We start from the raw sequence: 16,183 nt of genomic DNA on the forward strand, positions 1-16,183 counted from the left end.
AACTCTTTCTTTATGAAATCGAACCCATATGCGTTGATTTTCTACCTATAATATGGCTAAATAGGTACTATATTTATTTGAAGGGAGAGAACGCAATGGAACATCATTCTTCTGTTCTATCACTTATGGTTGTCGTTGCAATCGCGTTTTTCGTTCCCCTTTTGTTACAACGCTTTAAATTAAAAGCACTTCCTGTCGTTGTCGCAGAAATTATCGCAGGAATCTTTGTAGGTAAAAGTGGATTTAACATCATTGAACCAGATATGTGGCTTCAAGTCTTATCAACACTAGGTTTTATCTTCCTAATGTTTTTAAGTGGTTTAGAAATTGACTTTTCTATCTTTAAACAAAAAAGGAAAAAGAATACGACAAACGAACCGAACACATTCCAAGCAGCAAGCATTATCTTCTTATTTATTTTCATTTTATCTTATGCCCTATCGTTAATATTCGTATGGCTAGGATTCGTAGACAATGCAATGTTCATGACTTTAATTATCTCAACTATTTCCTTAGGTGTTGTCGTACCAACATTAAAAGAAAATAACTTAGGAAAAACCGCAATCGGGCAAATCATTTTATTAGTCGCTGTTATTGCAGACTTAGTTACAATGATTTTACTCGCTGTATTCGTCGGATTAAATTCCGAAAGTGGCCAAAGTATGTGGCTTCTACTTCTTCTATTCGGCGCTGGTATTATAATTTACTTTATCGCAAGACGCTTTAAAAATATTCCATACCTAGAAAGCTTAAAAGCCGGTAGTGTACAAATTGATACACGAGCTGTTTTTGCACTCATCTTAATATTAGTTGGATTATCTGAATCCGTTGGGGCAGAAAACATTTTAGGAGCCTTCTTAGCAGGTGTACTCGTATCTTTATTATCACCAAATGACGATATGGTTGAAAAACTCGATTCCATCGGATATGGTTTCTTCATCCCTATTTTCTTCGTAATGGTTGGTGTAAATTTAGAAGTATGGTCTATTTTTAAAGAGCCTTCTAGTATGCTAATGATTCCAATTTTAATTGTGGGACTCTTTATTTCAAAACTATTGCCATCACTCGTCTTACGAAAATGGTACCCACGCAATATCGTACTCGGAAGTGCTATTTTGTTAACATCAACACTTTCTTTAGTTATTGCGGCTGCACAAATCGGTGAAAAGCTAGGTATCATTAGCCCAAGTTTATCAGCATCCCTTATTTTAAGTGCAGTTATTACTTGTATTTTTGCACCTATATTATTTAAAAAGATGTTTCCAAAAGTGGAAACACCAAAACCGAAAGTATCTATTATTGGCGCGAGCAGAATTACCCTTCCGTTATCACTTGATTTGAAGCGCGAAGATTATGACGTAACGCTATATATGATACGCCAGAATAAAATAAATGATGAGGATGTAAAATCTCATGACTTCCCTATCGTGAAACTAGATGAAATCACAATCGAATCATTAACTGAACAAACAGCATTTGATGCAGACCGTGTTGTTGTTGCGACAAGTGATGATGACCAAAACTTATTATTAGCAGAACACGCAAAAGAATTAGGTGTTGAACACGTCATCGCAAGTGTAGAAGATCCCCTTCTACAAGAAAAAGCAACGCAAGAACATATCGCTGTATTCTCAACTATTAACTCTACACGTATTTTATTACGTGCACTTATTGATAAACCAAGTCTCGTCCGCTTAATTACAACAGCGAATGAAACAGTGCGTGAGGTTGAACTACGTAGCAATAAATATAATGGCTTAGCACTTCGTCGCCTTCCGTTTTTAGGTGATGTACTTGTCATTCAAATTTACCGTGGTAATAAAGCATTAATACCACATGGTGATACGAAATTACAACACGGTGACATTTTACTTGTAACAGGTTCAAAAGAGCATATTGATACAATGAAAAACATACTAGAGTAGAAAAATGCCCCTCACATAATTGAGGGGCATTTTTCCAATTTCATATGGTAAAATGTTACTATCACATATTATGGGGATGAATCACATTATGTCTATTTCAACTTTAGCTCTCTTATTATTAGCGGAAGTACTCGTCGCCATTATTCTCATCGGTATTAGCATTGAAATTTGTAGTTACGGATGGAAAAAATCAAATGGAGTCAAATACACTTGTCTCTTGCTTTCACTCCTTCTTGGAACCGCTAGCATACTCGGACTTTTCGCTGCACCTGCCTATTTCTTTATACAGCTAACAGAAAAAGGCTTATAAGAAAGGATGTTAATATGATTACCGTGAAAAATATTGATGGATCTGAAACTTACGTATTACGTCAAAAAATTTTGCGCCCTAATCAGCTATTAGCAGATTGTAAATATTCTTCCGACTACGAAGTAGACACCTTCCACTTGGGTGCATTTGTAAACGATGAACTGATTAGTATCGCTTCCTTCTCAAAAGAAATATATCCTGACTTACCAACAGGTGTTCATTATCGACTACGTGGAATGGCAACATTACCAAACTTTCGAAACAAACACGCTGGAAGCTCCTTAATCCATAAAGCCGAGCAAATCTTACAAGAGCGTAACGCAAACATTTTATGGTGTAATGGCCGAATTACTGTAGCTGACTATTACAAACGATTAGGTTTCCACGAACATGGTGAAATCTTTGAAATTGAACCGATTGGCCTTCATAAAGTTCTGTATAAAAAGATATAAGAAAAGCTTTCCTCAATACGGGAAAGCTTTTCTTATATTTCAATCTTCATTTTTTATCTTTTTCATATATATGTATATAAACAAGCTAGGAACTAAAAAACAAGCAAACATAATAAGTCCTGTTATACTAATTTCCTTTATCGAAATATCTGGTGTCACAATGATACAAATAGCTAAAATCCCAATAACAATCCCAACTGGAATGAATAATAATTTCATGAAATAACTACGAAATACTCCCCCTGTATGCTCATACACTTCCACCGAATTTTTTAAATTTAAAAAGTTAATAACTATTATCCCGCCCATAAATACCATTAATAAATCCGAAACACTTTCATATCCTGCCCCTTGCAAGACGTAACGGTAAAACACGATACCTAGTATGACAATATTTTGTAAGATGAAAGCTAGTCTAATATGTTTTAACCCCTCAATCATTAGACGTTCATCTTTTACAATTTTCATCGAATCACTCCTCTTCCTCCCAAAACAAATCATTCAATGTTTTATTTACCGCATAGCAAATTTTCAAACATAAATCTAGAGACGGATTATACTTCCCCTTCTCAATTAAACTAATCGTTTGCCTTGTAACGCCTACTTTTTCTGCTAATTGTTGCTGTGTTAAATCTAACTGAACACGCGCGACTTTTATTTTGCTTACAGCCATTCATGTTCCTCCTTCACCCTTATTGTAACATATATATTACATTTAGTAATTTATAATTTACAAAACAAATTTGAATTTTACCTTATCCCGCATTAATGGGCAGTAAACGCCCGATTGGTTCAACTAATAATAAGTGGGGGATGCCCCCCACTTATTATAGTTTCACTTTATTATACACAAAAAAGGAGCCTCTCATAAGAAGCCCCCTTTCCTATCTCTATATTATAAGAATAAATGACATCCAAATAAAATTGTAAATAAGTATAGTAACGGATGTACTTCCATCCCTTTCCCCTTCACGATTTTTAAGATTGGATACACTAAAAATCCGATTGCAATTCCATTCGCAATACTAGATGTTAACGGAATACCTACGAAAATTAAAAATGCTGGTAATGCATCTTCAAATTCATCCCAATTAATATCACGAATGCTTTGTGCCATTAAGCTACCTACTATAATCAATGAAGGAGCTGTAATAGCTGCTACACTTGATAAAGAGGCAATAACAGGGCTAAAGAATGCCGTTATAATCGTTAAACAAACGACTACAATACCTGTCAATCCAGTTTTACCACCTGCCGCAATTCCGGCTGATGATTCAATTGTCGCTGCTGTAGGGCTTGTCCCAAAGATGGAACCTGTCGTTCCGCCAATTGCATCTGCAATGAACGCCTTACCAAAGCGCTTTTCAGTGTTATCTGTATTTAAACCTGCCTGTTTAATTAAACCAAGCAAAGCCCCTGTTGTATCAAATAAAAGTACAAGTAAGAATGAAAAAATAACTCCATATAACCCGTATTGAATTACATCTGAAAATGCATTGATAGGGTTTGAAACAATAATTCCTTCTGGTAAATGTGGCATTGCCACAATCTTATCCTCAAACTTCAATTGCCCCGTAAAGAAAGCAATAATCCCTGTCACAATCATACTAATAAACAACGCACCACTAATGCGTAATACCATTAATACCGCCGCTAACACTAAACCAACTAATGTTAAAATAACAGCCGGTGAATGAAAGTCTCCGATTGTAACTAAGTTAGATGGATGGTCAACGATGATACCTGAAAGTCGCAATCCGATAAAAGCAATAAATAATCCGATTCCACCTGTAATTGCATGTTTTAAACTGTCAGGAATTGCGACAATTAGCTTTTGCCTAAACGAGGTGAAAGATAATAAAAGAAAAATAATACCTGTTACAAATACTGCCGAAAACGCAATGACATATGTAATCCCCTCTGCCTGTTGAACAACAGAATAAGCAAAATATGCATTCATTCCCATAGCTGGAGCAATAACAATTGGATAGTTAGCTAAAAACGCCATACATAGCGTCCCAACAACTGTCGCAATAATAGTTGCCGTAAATGCTTGATCAAATGGTACACCTGCATCAGATAATATTTTTGGATTGATGACAAGAATATACGCAAATGTAAAAAAAGTTGTGATGCCAGCTAAAATTTCTTGCTTCACAGAAGTGTTATACTTTTGTAATTGAAACATACTTATGTACCCTTCCTACACCTGAATTATTATCACACATTCTTTTCTTATTAGTATGTGAGAAAATGTAACACTTAATCTTAACAATCAATAAAAAGAAGAGTCAATATATTCTCTAATAGTTAGAATTTTAAGTTTAAGTCTGACAAACATAGATATAGTACAGTGTATTATGATTATTTTTGTAGCATAACAGATAGAAATGTTTTATAATTTGAAATAGTTAAATATTTAGTAAGCGCATTCAAATATCGTTCACTCTACAAGGGGGATTCTTCTTATGCAGCAAACAAACAAATCTGGATCTTTAAACCGCGGCTTAAAAGAACGACATATTACTTTAATGTCTCTCGGTTCAGCTATTGGCGTTGGACTATTTTTAGGATCAGCTTCCGCTATTAAACTAGCTGGTCCATCCATTTTACTAGGCTATATGATCGCCGGACTCGTTATTTTTTTCATTATGCGTGCACTCGGAGAAATGGCAATTGAACAACCGGTTGCTGGCTCTTTTAGTAAATATGCAAATGATTACATCAGCCCACTAGCTGGGTATATTACAGGCTGGAATTACTGGTTTTTATGGGTTGTTACTTGTATGGCGGAAATTACAGCTGCAGGAATTTACATGCAGTATTGGTTCCCAGATATCCCGCGCTGGATTTGGGCATTACTAGCTCTTTTATTAATGAGTGCTTTCAACTTCTTATCTGTAAAAGTATTTGGAGAACTTGAGTTTTGGTTTGCTCTCATTAAAATTGTCACAATTATCTGTATGATAGTAGTCGGCGCTGGTATTATTCTATTCGGATTTGGAAATGGTGGCGTTGCAACTGGTATTTCAAATCTTTGGGAACATGGCGGCTGGTTCCCAAATGGATTCTCTGGATTACTACTTTCCTTACAAATGGTATTATTCGCTTATTTAGGAGTCGAACTTATCGGTGTCACAGCTGGTGAAGCTCAAAATCCAAAAAAGACACTCGCAAAAGCAATTGATAACGTATTTTGGAGAATTTTACTGTTCTACGTTGGAGCTCTATTCGTTATGATGGCAATTTTCCCGTGGAACGAATTTGGCGAGAAAGGAAGTCCGTTTGTCTTAACGTTCCAACAAATCGGTATCGCAAAGGCAGCGGGTATTATTAACTTCGTTGTGTTAACAGCGGCTCTTTCATCTTGTAACGGTGGTTTGTTTAGTACAGGCCGTATGCTATTTACATTAGCACAACAAAAGAAAGCACCTGAACGATTCGGGCGTTTAAATAAAAATGGCATTCCGAGTCAAGGGATTATAGCAACTGCGATTGTTTTACTCGTTGGCGTTATATTAAACTATCTCGTTCCTGCAAAAGTATTTACTTGGTTAACTAGTATTTCAACTTTCGGTGCAATTTGGACTTGGGGGATTATATTAGTCGCTCAAATTAAATTCCGCAAAGGATTACCAGCACAAAACAAGCAAAAGTTAACGTATAGAATGCCACTATACCCATTAAGTTCATATTTCTCACTCGGCTTCCTTGTGCTTGTACTAGGTATCATGGCCTATTCAGAAGATACACGAATCGCATTAATCGTCGGTCCAATTTGGCTTATCGGCTTAGCTATCGTGTATTATATGAAAGGTTTTCATAAGATTGATGAATCATCTAATTCAAAAATTAGTTAACTACGAAATCCCTTCCTTATTGATTGGAAGGGATTTTTTATTGTCTATACAAATATTTCTCAACAAAATTCACGGTATTTTTACAATTTTTTAATATATTTTATATTTTCCGCCTTTATTTTTACAGAAAAATAAATTACATTATTAAAGCACATATATTTATTATTAGGGGGATTCTTCTATGAAGAATAAAAAATGGATTCAATTTTCTTTAGCAACAGCAATCACAATCAGTTTAGGAAGCGCCTATGTTCCATCTACTTATGCAGAAAGCTCTGTAGATCCAGCTCCTGAAATTGTTGCAAAAATTGTAAATCAAAACAATGGGAAGAAAGTATTATTCGATAATACTCACGGTCAAACAGCTGGGACAGCTGACTGGGTTATTGATGGCGGTTTTTCTGATTTCGGAAACGGCATTGCCCAAAACGGATATCATGTAAAAGAACTTCGTAAATCAACACCTATTACATACGACGATTTAAAAAATTACAATGTTTTTATCGTCCCCGAAGCAAATATTCCTTATAAAAAATCTGAACAAGACGCGATGTTACAATACGTAAAAAATGGCGGTAGTATCTTCTTCATTGCCGATCACTATAATGCAGATCGTAATAAAAATCGCTGGGATTCTTCAGAAGTATTTAACGGATATAGACGCGGAGCATGGGATAATCCAGCGAAAGGAATGTCTAGTGACGAAGCAAATTCACAAGCTATGCAAGGGGTAGAAAGCTCTGATTGGCTATCCGATAATTTCGGTATTCGCTTCCGTTACAATGCACTTGGTGATGTTTCTGCTAAAAATATTGTCTCTCCTGAGCAATCATTTGGAATTACAAATGGAGTTTCATCTGTAGCAATGCATGCCGGTTCTACTCTTGCGATTACAAATCCAAAACTAGCAAAAGGGCTTGTATACCTTCCAGAAAACCCATCAAAATGGAATAACGCTGTTGATAGCGGCGTTTATAACGGCGGTGGTGTTGCAGAGGGGCCTTATGCTGCCATTGCAAAAGTCGGTCTTGGAAAAGCAGCCTTTATTGGCGACTCTTCTCCTGTTGAAGATGCATCGCCAAAATATGTTCGTGAAGATTCAGGTCAATCCAAGAAAACTTATGATGGTTATAAAGAAGAAAACGATGCTGTTCTATTAGAAAACATCGTGAATTGGTTAGCGAAGCAAGAAACATTTACAAGCTTAGATCAAGTGAATGGTTTACAGCTTGATGCACCTACAGCTTTACAAACATTTGAACAACCAAGTTTATCAACAGAACCACAACCAGAACCTTGGAGCGCGCCAGATCAAGGTTACCAATGGTTTAATACCAATACTTTTAAACCAGGTTCATACGGATACAACGGCGCAGTGACAGCGCGTGATTACGTAATTACACATCCTAGTATTCTACCGAATAATGAATTATTCCAAATAAAAATTCAAGTAAATAACTTATTACCAAATACAACATATAATAATTATTCTTTAGGTATATTCACTTCTGGCGGGACACAAGTGGCAAAAGTTCAAAATACAAACGGCACTTGGCCATCTACTTTCGGATATAGTAGTGCATTCTCTTTCACAACAAATAGCTTAGGTTCTGCTGAAAAAATTGTAAATGTGCAACTTGATTCAAATACAACTGGACAAGCAATACTTCGTCTACGTCAAAATACAACAGCGAAATATAATGAAACTGTAACGATTAATAAGAAGTAAAAGAAAAGGCAATCCGTATACGGATTGCCTTCTTTTCACTTCTCTTCTTTTGAGAAAAACATTCTTGAAATAACGATACCTATACTACCAACGATTAAGAATAACACCGCTCTGATCATCATAGACACCTCTGGTAAGTCGAGAAGGAACAACTTCCCTACTGTTACTACTAATACGACTAAACCAGCATATAATATTTCATTCATATGTCTATTCCGGCCAAACCAAACTGCAAATAATGCATATACCATCCATAATAATGATACATATACGCTAATTATACTTCCATCGGTAGAAAGAACTTCACCGATTCTAGTAATTGTAATAAATACAATTACCATTAGCCAATAGAGCGCTATAGAATAAATATATTTTCCAAAACTCGCTAACATATGTTTCGCTTTTATCATGCCATAATAAAATGTCACTATTAAAATAATATGAGCTACAAAACCTGCTGAAATGAACTGATCAAACGGACTAAAGATTGTCTGTATCATCCCGATTGCATAAATTGTTGCACTTATATACAATTTCATGTTCTGTTTTACTTTAATAGAAGTAGCCACTCCTAGGAAACCTTGTAACAATAATACGATTGCTGCATTCACTAAACTGTACTCGTATAAAATCGCTAAACTAAATGATCCCATTGCAAAACCAAATAATAGATTTGTAAATACAGAATGTCTATTCTTCCTATATTCAAGTACGAACATAGCGGTATGCACAAATGCACTAATAACTAGCCCCCACGTTGTAAATTCAGGTATTTTTGAAATGGCTAATATAAAGAAAACTGCGTTAGTACTAAATATTGCCAAGCGTGGTTCTTGTATAAAGTTTCTCTCCGTAAACGTATGCCAAAATAATAGTAAATGAATTATTCCGTATACAACCGTTAACTGCACTTGCAAATTCCCTACTAATATTGACATAACAGCAAAGAAAACAAATAGGACAATTGCAGCAACAACATAAGAAATCATATATAAGTACTTATAACGGTTTCTCAATGCATACCATAATAAACTGATTGTTAATATCGTCTCATAGCTAAAGAAAACGTACGTATTAGGAGTCGTACTATTTAACAAGAAAGGAACGAAAAATGCCCCTACCGCTACGAAAATAGCAAGGTATTCCGATCTATATCTTTTCGCTAAATAAATCCCTAAAATGACCCATATAATGTTGCAGATAAACGCAATACTTGCGGGAATAAACTCATATAAATAATGTGCTGCAAACGTCGTTAAAACAATACCTGTAATACTTCCACCAGCTAATACTAACCCTAATGCTTGCCGCTCTCTTTTAATTTGTATATCTCCTACATAATACAAACCGATAGATAGTGCTATACCAAACACAATCCGTATCGCTGGTGTTAACAACCCAGCATCTACTCCCGCTTTAAACAACCAAATAACCCCAAGTAACATAATACCGACAAATATGCGTGGTAACCATGTTTGGCAAAACTTTATAATATTAAATGGTTCTGGTTTAAATGCAGATATATCTACTTGTTTTACCTCAAGTTCTTGCATTGGCTCCCTTATCGTAACTGCATCCTCTTGTAGCTTTTCATCCGTTACCGTTTCAATATATTCTTGCTTTTCCTCACTAACATTTTGTTGAACTTTATCTACTTCTATTTTTCTTTGCTGCGCTTTCAATTCAGAAAGTGTCTCTTGAATTGTTTCAATTGCTATTTCAAGTGCTTCTATTTTCTTATTTAAATCCTCCTTCATACACTCCCACCTCATCATTCATTTTAAACCTATATATTTCCAATTATCTTTATCATACTCCTAGTCTATTCATTTTCAATACTATTTTTCCCAAAAAGAAAGGTGTTTTCCGAAATAGGAAAACACCTTGTCACTTATTTATCCCGATTGGTAAGGGATAATAATCAGTGGGGGATAGACAAAACCCCCATTGATTAAAGTTTCACTTTATTCTTATTTATAGCAATACTAACGATTATACCGAGGCAAACACCTACAAACGCTGGAATAATCCAACCTACACCTTCTGTATAAAACGGAAGATTTTCTAGTAACGGTGTCCACTTATTCATCAACATACTTTTATTTAAAATATCCATTGCACTAAATAACGCTACAATCCCAATTGTTACCGAATATACGTAGACATACTTCCCCATATATTTATGAAACAACCCTAAAATAATGAGCGTTAATGCGATCGGATATATGAATCCAAGAATCGGTACCGATACTTTTAAAATTTGTGTTAATCCTAAATTAGCTAAAACCATACTAACAAAACTTAATATAAATGCCCAAACTTTATAAGATACTTTCGGAAATACACTAGCGAAAAACTGACTACAAGACGTAACAAGTCCAATTGAAACAGAAAGACAAGCGACAGTAAAAATAAGACCTAATAAAACTACCCCGCTCTGTCCAAATAATGTCGTCATAACTTGTGCTAACACTTTCGCACCGTTATCAAATGTACCTAGTGAACCACTTATTGAACCAACATATCCAAGAATGACATAAATAATAGATAATAAAAGGCCTGCTCCAATACCAGCAATACTCATGTATTTCGCTATACCTTTATCATCTTCTACACCTTTTGCACGCAAAGCATTTGCAATAACAATCCCAAAGATTAAAGCCGCTAACGCATCCATCGTTAAATATCCATCTAAAAATCCTTGGAACATAGGAGCTTGTCCATAATTTCCAGCAGGCTCTTTTACACTACCTACCGGCGTAAACATACTCTTTATAAATATAAGGGCAATCATACATAATAATAAAGGCGTTAAAACCTTTCCAAACAAGCCCATTAATTTAGATGGTGATAAACTTAACCAATAAACAACACCAAAGAAAATAACCGTATAAAATAATAAAACTACGCTACCCGCTTCAGGGAACAACTGACCTGGTCCCATTTCAAAAGCTAAACTTCCTGCACGTGGTATACCAAGCCCAGGTCCAATAAATAAATACACAATACATGGAAAAATAATTGCAAATGAAGAATGAACTCTACCTGCTAACGTTTGAAAGCTTCCTGCTTTCGCAATAGCAATAACACCTAATATCGGAAGACCTGTTGCTGATATAATAAAGCCTAACAACGCAATCCACACATGTTCTCCCCCTTCGTATCCAAGGAAAGGCGGAAATATAAGATTACCCGCTCCAAAGAACATAGAGAATAACATAAGACTAATAAGTAAAATTTCTTTTTTCTGTAACAATTTCATTTCTTTCTCCTTCTTCAATTTCATCTTGCGTGAAATCAATTCCACACATAAGAAAAACGCAATAATCCGCTTCCTTACAAAGAAAACATAGTCCATAGTCTACCACAAAAGAAACACCCATTCTATAGCTACTTCCCTTTTCCAATTTCTTCTGAAAAATCAACCTTAATTGACTTTCAATAGTTAATAAAGTAAAATATTAAACAAATAAAACTATTAACTTTGTTTTTGTTTGTGTCAGGAGGAAAATAACATGGAATCAGCGATACAACTAGAAAAAGAACAACAAAGAAAAAAGAAACATCCTCCCGGTTTATACTTACTCTTCTTTACAGAAATGTGGGAAAGATTTAGTTACTATGGATTACGAGGATTATTAACATTATATTTAACAACAGCTTTAGTAAGTGGTGGTCTTGGGTTTAGTCCAGCGTGGGCACTCTCTATTTACGGATTTTATACTGGAGCTTGTTATTTCACTCCATTAATCGGTGGATACTTAACAGACCGTTTTCTAGGTAGACGAAAAGCCATCACAATTGGTGGTATAACAATGGCAATCGGTAACCTTACACTATTTGCCCTGCAAAACCAAGTCGGCCTATACCTCGGATTAGCGCTTATTATTATCGGTAATGGATTCTTCAAACCTAATATCTCTACACTTGTTGGAGAATTATACGAAGAGCACGATCCAAAACGTGATAGTGCATTTACAATTTTCTATATGGGTATTAACGTCGGTTCGTTTTTAGCTCCACTCGTTTGTGGATTTTTGTCAGAAAATTTATTCAAAATAACAGTTGATGGTGTTGTTCATTACGGATTCCGTTACGGTTTCTTAGCAGCTTCAATCGGAATGATTATTGGACAAATCTTATTTACAACACTATCTAATCGCTTCCTTGGTGATATCGGTAAAAAACCAACTCGCAATTTACAAACAACAGATGGGCAACCAACAGTAGGAAATACACCATTAACAAAAAAAGAAAAACAACATACAGCAGTTATCGTCATTTTAACGTGCTTCGTTGTCTTCTTCTGGGCTGGTTTTGAACAAGCTGGTAGTTCGTTAACATTATATACAAATAAGTTCGTTGACCGCTCCATATTCGGATGGGAAGTACCAACGTCTTGGTTCCAATCGGTCAATCCATTATTTATTATTTTACTTGCACCAGCCATTTCAGCATTATGGGCAAAACTTGCAACTAGAAAAAGTGGTGACTTAAAAATCCCAACAAAAATGGGACTTGGTATGATCTTACTCGGTATCGGTTATATCATTCTCGTTATGGCTACATTAAAAACAGGTAGTGATGAGCATAACATTACAGAAAAAGCAAACTTACTATTTATCGTCTTTACGTATCTTTTCCATACGTTAGGTGAGCTATTCTTATCACCTGTCGGGCTATCAATGGTTAGTGCTCTCGCTCCAGTAAAACTTGCTTCTCTACTAATGGGCGTATGGCTAGCAAGCTCAGGAATCGCCAACATTTTAGGTGGACAGCTTGCAAGCTTTACAACTTCACTTGGATATGCTGAAGTATTCACAGTTATCGGCGCTGTGGCGATCGTTTTAGGTTGTGTTTTATTATCGATTTCTAAAAAATTAGTAAAGTGGATGGATTAAAAAAAGATGAGGGATTTCCCCTCATCTTTTTTTATTTCTTCGCCTTTGTTCCGACCAAATCGCCTGTAACAACAAAACGCTTAGAATTATCCTTAACAGATACACATGTAATAAGCGTTATCTCATCTTTCCCATGATCCTCTACAACTTCCCACTTATCAGGAGTCACTTCAGATACTCCAGTAACCGCATACTCATACTCATTTTCATTGTCATATAAATAAATTTTATCATTCTTCTTTAAAGTTGATACATCACTAAATAAAACACCCTTTTTTGACATATTATGTCCTGCTAATGCATAGTTTCCTTTTCCCATCACTTGATTCTCTTTTACAGTTGCCGCACCTGACAGTAAATTTTTCTCAGTAGATGATTTTAAAACAGGAAGCTCTAGCGAAAGGCTCGGAATAGAGATTCGACCGATTACTTGTTTTTTATCTAACGATGCGTTCGCTACTTCTGCCAAGTCTGGTTGATTAATTTTCGAAGCATCTACAAATTCCGTATCATGCTTTTCATAATTCATCTTTTGAACAGCTTGCACATTTTCAGTCTGTTTCTTTTCCGCCTGATATCCATCATAAAATGGCTTTCCGATTAATACACCACCTACAACAAATAGAAGGATTGCTACTATACTATAAATTCTTTGCTTATTCATATACAATTCCTTTCCCTTACAAAATCTTACTCTATATAAAATGATAAAATAATATTGCTATATGTACAAGTATAAGCTGAAAGAAACCTTCTTGCTGATGCAAGAAGGTTTCTTTTTAAGCTAATTTATTTTTGTATAGGGATACGTGGAAGACTGTCATTTGAATAAAGAAAATAGAAAATATAATATACAGTGGGTATTCAGGAAGATATTCATTAATAATAGGCGAAAAAGTTAAAAATCCAACTGCACAAGGTAACACATACCATAACGAAACAAAAGTTGTTCGACAAGCTTTCTCCGTAATCGCTTTTTCACGTTCATCTTCTAGTGGAAATAGTAATGGATACATCCAAAAAGATAAATTCTTATATTTTTTCTTTTGAATTCTATAAAAAATTGTAACTATAATAGCTCCAATAAATAATAAAACGAATGGTACTCCATTAAACCATACTTCAAATGGGAACTTCTCGTTTTTTATTATATCTGCTAGCTCTGTAGTAACACTATAAAATTCAACAAATGTCCAGCATGCTAATGCAGTATAAAGTACGTTTACGATATAAGAAAAACCAATTCTATTCATCCTCTTCCCCCTCCTTATTTAAAACAAACACATCTTCCATCTTTAACTGGAACACATCACAAATCGTCAAGGCTAATAGCAACGAAGGAACGTAATCCCCTTTTTCAATTGCTGCAATTGTTTGTCTTGTCACTCCAACTTTTTCTGCTAATACACTTTGCGTAAAATTAAAGCGAGCTCTTAATTCCTTCACTCTATTTAAAATGGTCAAATTTACCACCTCTCATCATCATTGTATGCTATCCTTAACAAAATGTAAACTTAACTTAACATTATTTTCACAAAAAAATCCAACTTCACTTATTGTAAAGTTGGATTTTGGTTTAGTTTAAAATTGTAACTTTAACCGTTCTTCTGCCCCAATTATTAGCTGTTGCTGAATCTGGCATTAATAAATCGATAATATGACCTTTAATCGCACTACCAGTATCTCCAGCAATCGCTGTTCCATATCCTTCTACATATACAGTAGAACCTAACGGTATAACAGCTGGATCTACAGCAATTAATTTCATGTTTGGATTTGCAGTTAAATCATGTCCTAACTTAGATTTTACAGTTTCACCCGATTTATAGCCATTTTCAGATGGATCAGCTGTATACGCAGTTGCTGTTACATAAAATTCTTTTCCACCTTGAGCTGGTTTAGGGTCTGGCTTAGATTCTGGTGCTGTATTTTTTGCTACAGGCTCTGCCGGCTTAGCTGTCTGTTCTTCTTTTTGCTTAGCTGCTGCCTTCGCTTTTGCTAACTCTTCTTGCTCAGCCTTTGCAGCTGCTTCAGCTTTTGCACGCTCTTCTGCTGCAATTCTTGCTGCTTCTTGTTCACGAGCAATTGTTTCTTGTACTGCTTTCATATTTGCTTCAACTTTTGCTTTTTCTTCTGCTGCTAAATTAATTTGGTTTGCAATCTCATTATATTTAGCTTGAACTGTTTGCAAGTTATCTTGACGCTTTTTCAAGTTATCTTGCAAATCAGCTTGTGCTTTTGCTAATTTTTGCTTATCTACTACTAAAGATGCTTCTTTTTCGTCGATCGCTTTTTTATCTTCTTCAATTTGACGAAGATCTTGTTCTTGTAGACGTAAAATTTCTTTATCTGCATCTAAAATGGTAGATACTGCATTCATACGTTGTATGAAATCAGCAAAGTTTTTTGATTCCACAACAACTTCTACTACTAAACTCGTATTTGAGCTATTTTGAACAGAAACCATACGTTTTTTCATAATATCCTTACGAGCAAGGACTTTATCTTCTAAAACGACAATATCTGCTTTTTTTTGTTCAATCTGCTTATGTGTTTCATCGATTTTACGTTGAAGAGCAGCTTGATCCTCTTTATTTTTTGCAATTGTATTATTTAAATTATGTAGTTCATTTTCGATACCTTGAATTTCTTTACTAACAGCTTGCTTCTCTTGCTCTTTCTTCTGCATATCTGCATTGTTTTGTTGCAATTGCTGTTGCATGTTGTTAAGTTTCTCGTCGTTTGACTCTGCTTTTACAGCGACTGTACTAGAAAGACCGATAATTCCTGCTAATACAAGACTACTGATTCGCTTAAAATAGTTCATAATCCGACTCCCTTCTTATACAGTTATACATGATTTATTTTACAGTTTGTTTACAAAACCATTAAATACAGTTTATTTTTCATGACAAAAAAAGGGAATTACGGATGAAATGTAATAGATTCTTAAATATTTAACAATTACTATATTTAAAAATTATAAAAAATGCTAAAATCCAAATA

General features: G+C 35.1%; 15 protein-coding genes. 6 read left to right on the forward strand and 9 right to left on the reverse strand.

All coding sequences use genetic code 11. The features are described from left to right. The first annotated feature begins 95 nt into the window (after positions 1–95). Genes MR109_RS18040 through MR109_RS18050 form a run of 3 tightly spaced genes read left to right on the forward strand, consistent with a single transcriptional unit; the run spans position 96 to position 2,687 of the window. Complete coding sequence (locus tag MR109_RS18040; RefSeq protein ID WP_242273380.1) at positions 96–1,925, forward strand: monovalent cation:proton antiporter family protein; 1,830 nt, start codon at positions 96–98, stop codon at positions 1,923–1,925. A gap of 52 nt (positions 1,926–1,977) precedes the next feature. Beyond that, a complete protein-coding gene (locus tag MR109_RS18045; RefSeq protein ID WP_071717603.1) occupies positions 1,978–2,235 on the forward strand; it encodes a DUF4022 family protein in 258 nt (85 codons plus the stop codon). 14 nt (positions 2,236–2,249) lie between these two features. Further along, positions 2,250–2,687: a GNAT family N-acetyltransferase gene (locus MR109_RS18050; protein ID WP_025149847.1), complete on the forward strand. Its 438-nt coding sequence runs from the start codon at positions 2,250–2,252 to the stop codon at positions 2,685–2,687. 39 nt (positions 2,688–2,726) lie between these two features. Here MR109_RS18050 and MR109_RS18055 read toward each other — a convergent pair whose 3' ends face one another. From MR109_RS18055 to MR109_RS18065, 3 genes are all read right to left on the reverse strand, one after another. Beyond that, complete coding sequence (locus MR109_RS18055) at positions 2,727–3,155, reverse strand: hypothetical protein (RefSeq protein WP_242273382.1); 429 nt, start codon at positions 3,153–3,155, stop codon at positions 2,727–2,729. Positions 3,156–3,159: 4 nt separating this feature from the next. Then, complete coding sequence (locus MR109_RS18060; protein WP_000301185.1) at positions 3,160–3,360, reverse strand: helix-turn-helix transcriptional regulator; 201 nt, start codon at positions 3,358–3,360, stop codon at positions 3,160–3,162. Between the two features lie 222 nt (positions 3,361–3,582). Beyond that, on the reverse strand, positions 3,583–4,875 hold the full coding sequence (locus MR109_RS18065) for an NCS2 family permease (protein WP_242273385.1): 1,293 nt from the start codon (positions 4,873–4,875) through the stop codon (positions 3,583–3,585). A gap of 280 nt (positions 4,876–5,155) precedes the next feature. Here MR109_RS18065 and MR109_RS18070 point away from each other — a divergent pair, with 280 nt between their 5' ends. Then, a complete protein-coding gene (locus tag MR109_RS18070) occupies positions 5,156–6,547 on the forward strand; it encodes an amino acid permease (RefSeq protein ID WP_071717599.1) in 1,392 nt (463 codons plus the stop codon). A 181-nt stretch (positions 6,548–6,728) separates the two neighbouring features. Next, positions 6,729–8,276, forward strand: a complete 1,548-nt coding sequence (locus tag MR109_RS18075) for a DNA-binding protein (protein WP_242273388.1) — start codon at positions 6,729–6,731, stop codon at positions 8,274–8,276. Between the two features lie 35 nt (positions 8,277–8,311). Here the strand turns inward: MR109_RS18075 and MR109_RS18080 are convergent, their stop codons facing one another. Both MR109_RS18080 and brnQ1 read right to left on the reverse strand, forming a co-directional pair. Beyond that, positions 8,312–10,033: a DUF2339 domain-containing protein gene (locus MR109_RS18080; RefSeq protein ID WP_242273390.1), complete on the reverse strand. Its 1,722-nt coding sequence runs from the start codon at positions 10,031–10,033 to the stop codon at positions 8,312–8,314. A gap of 194 nt (positions 10,034–10,227) precedes the next feature. Continuing rightward, the gene (brnQ1, locus tag MR109_RS18085; protein ID WP_083594474.1) at positions 10,228–11,538 is read right to left on the reverse strand and encodes a branched-chain amino acid transport system II carrier protein BrnQ1; all 1,311 of its coding nucleotides are present in this window, start codon (positions 11,536–11,538) and stop codon (positions 10,228–10,230) included. A gap of 253 nt (positions 11,539–11,791) precedes the next feature. Between brnQ1 and MR109_RS18090 the strand changes: the two genes are divergently transcribed. Next, entirely contained in the window at positions 11,792–13,177 is a 1,386-nt protein-coding gene (locus MR109_RS18090) for a peptide MFS transporter (protein ID WP_242273391.1), read from the forward strand. Between the two features lie 31 nt (positions 13,178–13,208). On the opposite strand, the gene MR109_RS18095 is transcribed toward MR109_RS18090, so the two are convergent. The 4 genes from MR109_RS18095 to MR109_RS18110 form a co-directional block, all read right to left on the reverse strand. Continuing rightward, complete coding sequence (locus tag MR109_RS18095) at positions 13,209–13,841, reverse strand: class A sortase (protein WP_071717594.1); 633 nt, start codon at positions 13,839–13,841, stop codon at positions 13,209–13,211. A gap of 115 nt (positions 13,842–13,956) precedes the next feature. After that, complete coding sequence (locus tag MR109_RS18100) at positions 13,957–14,430, reverse strand: DUF2178 domain-containing protein (protein ID WP_071717593.1); 474 nt, start codon at positions 14,428–14,430, stop codon at positions 13,957–13,959. After that, positions 14,423–14,641, reverse strand: a complete 219-nt coding sequence (locus MR109_RS18105; RefSeq protein WP_000154019.1) for a helix-turn-helix transcriptional regulator — start codon at positions 14,639–14,641, stop codon at positions 14,423–14,425. The genes MR109_RS18100 and MR109_RS18105 overlap by 8 nt, the downstream gene beginning before the upstream one ends. Positions 14,642–14,753: 112 nt before the next feature. Then, complete coding sequence (locus MR109_RS18110) at positions 14,754–16,004, reverse strand: 3D domain-containing protein (RefSeq protein WP_242273393.1); 1,251 nt, start codon at positions 16,002–16,004, stop codon at positions 14,754–14,756. Positions 16,005–16,183 lie beyond the last annotated feature (179 nt).

Origin of the sequence: Bacillus cereus group sp. BfR-BA-01310, assembly GCF_022664325.1 — a bacterium.
GTDB classification, from domain to species: Bacteria; Bacillota; Bacilli; order Bacillales; family Bacillaceae_G; genus Bacillus_A; species Bacillus_A paramycoides.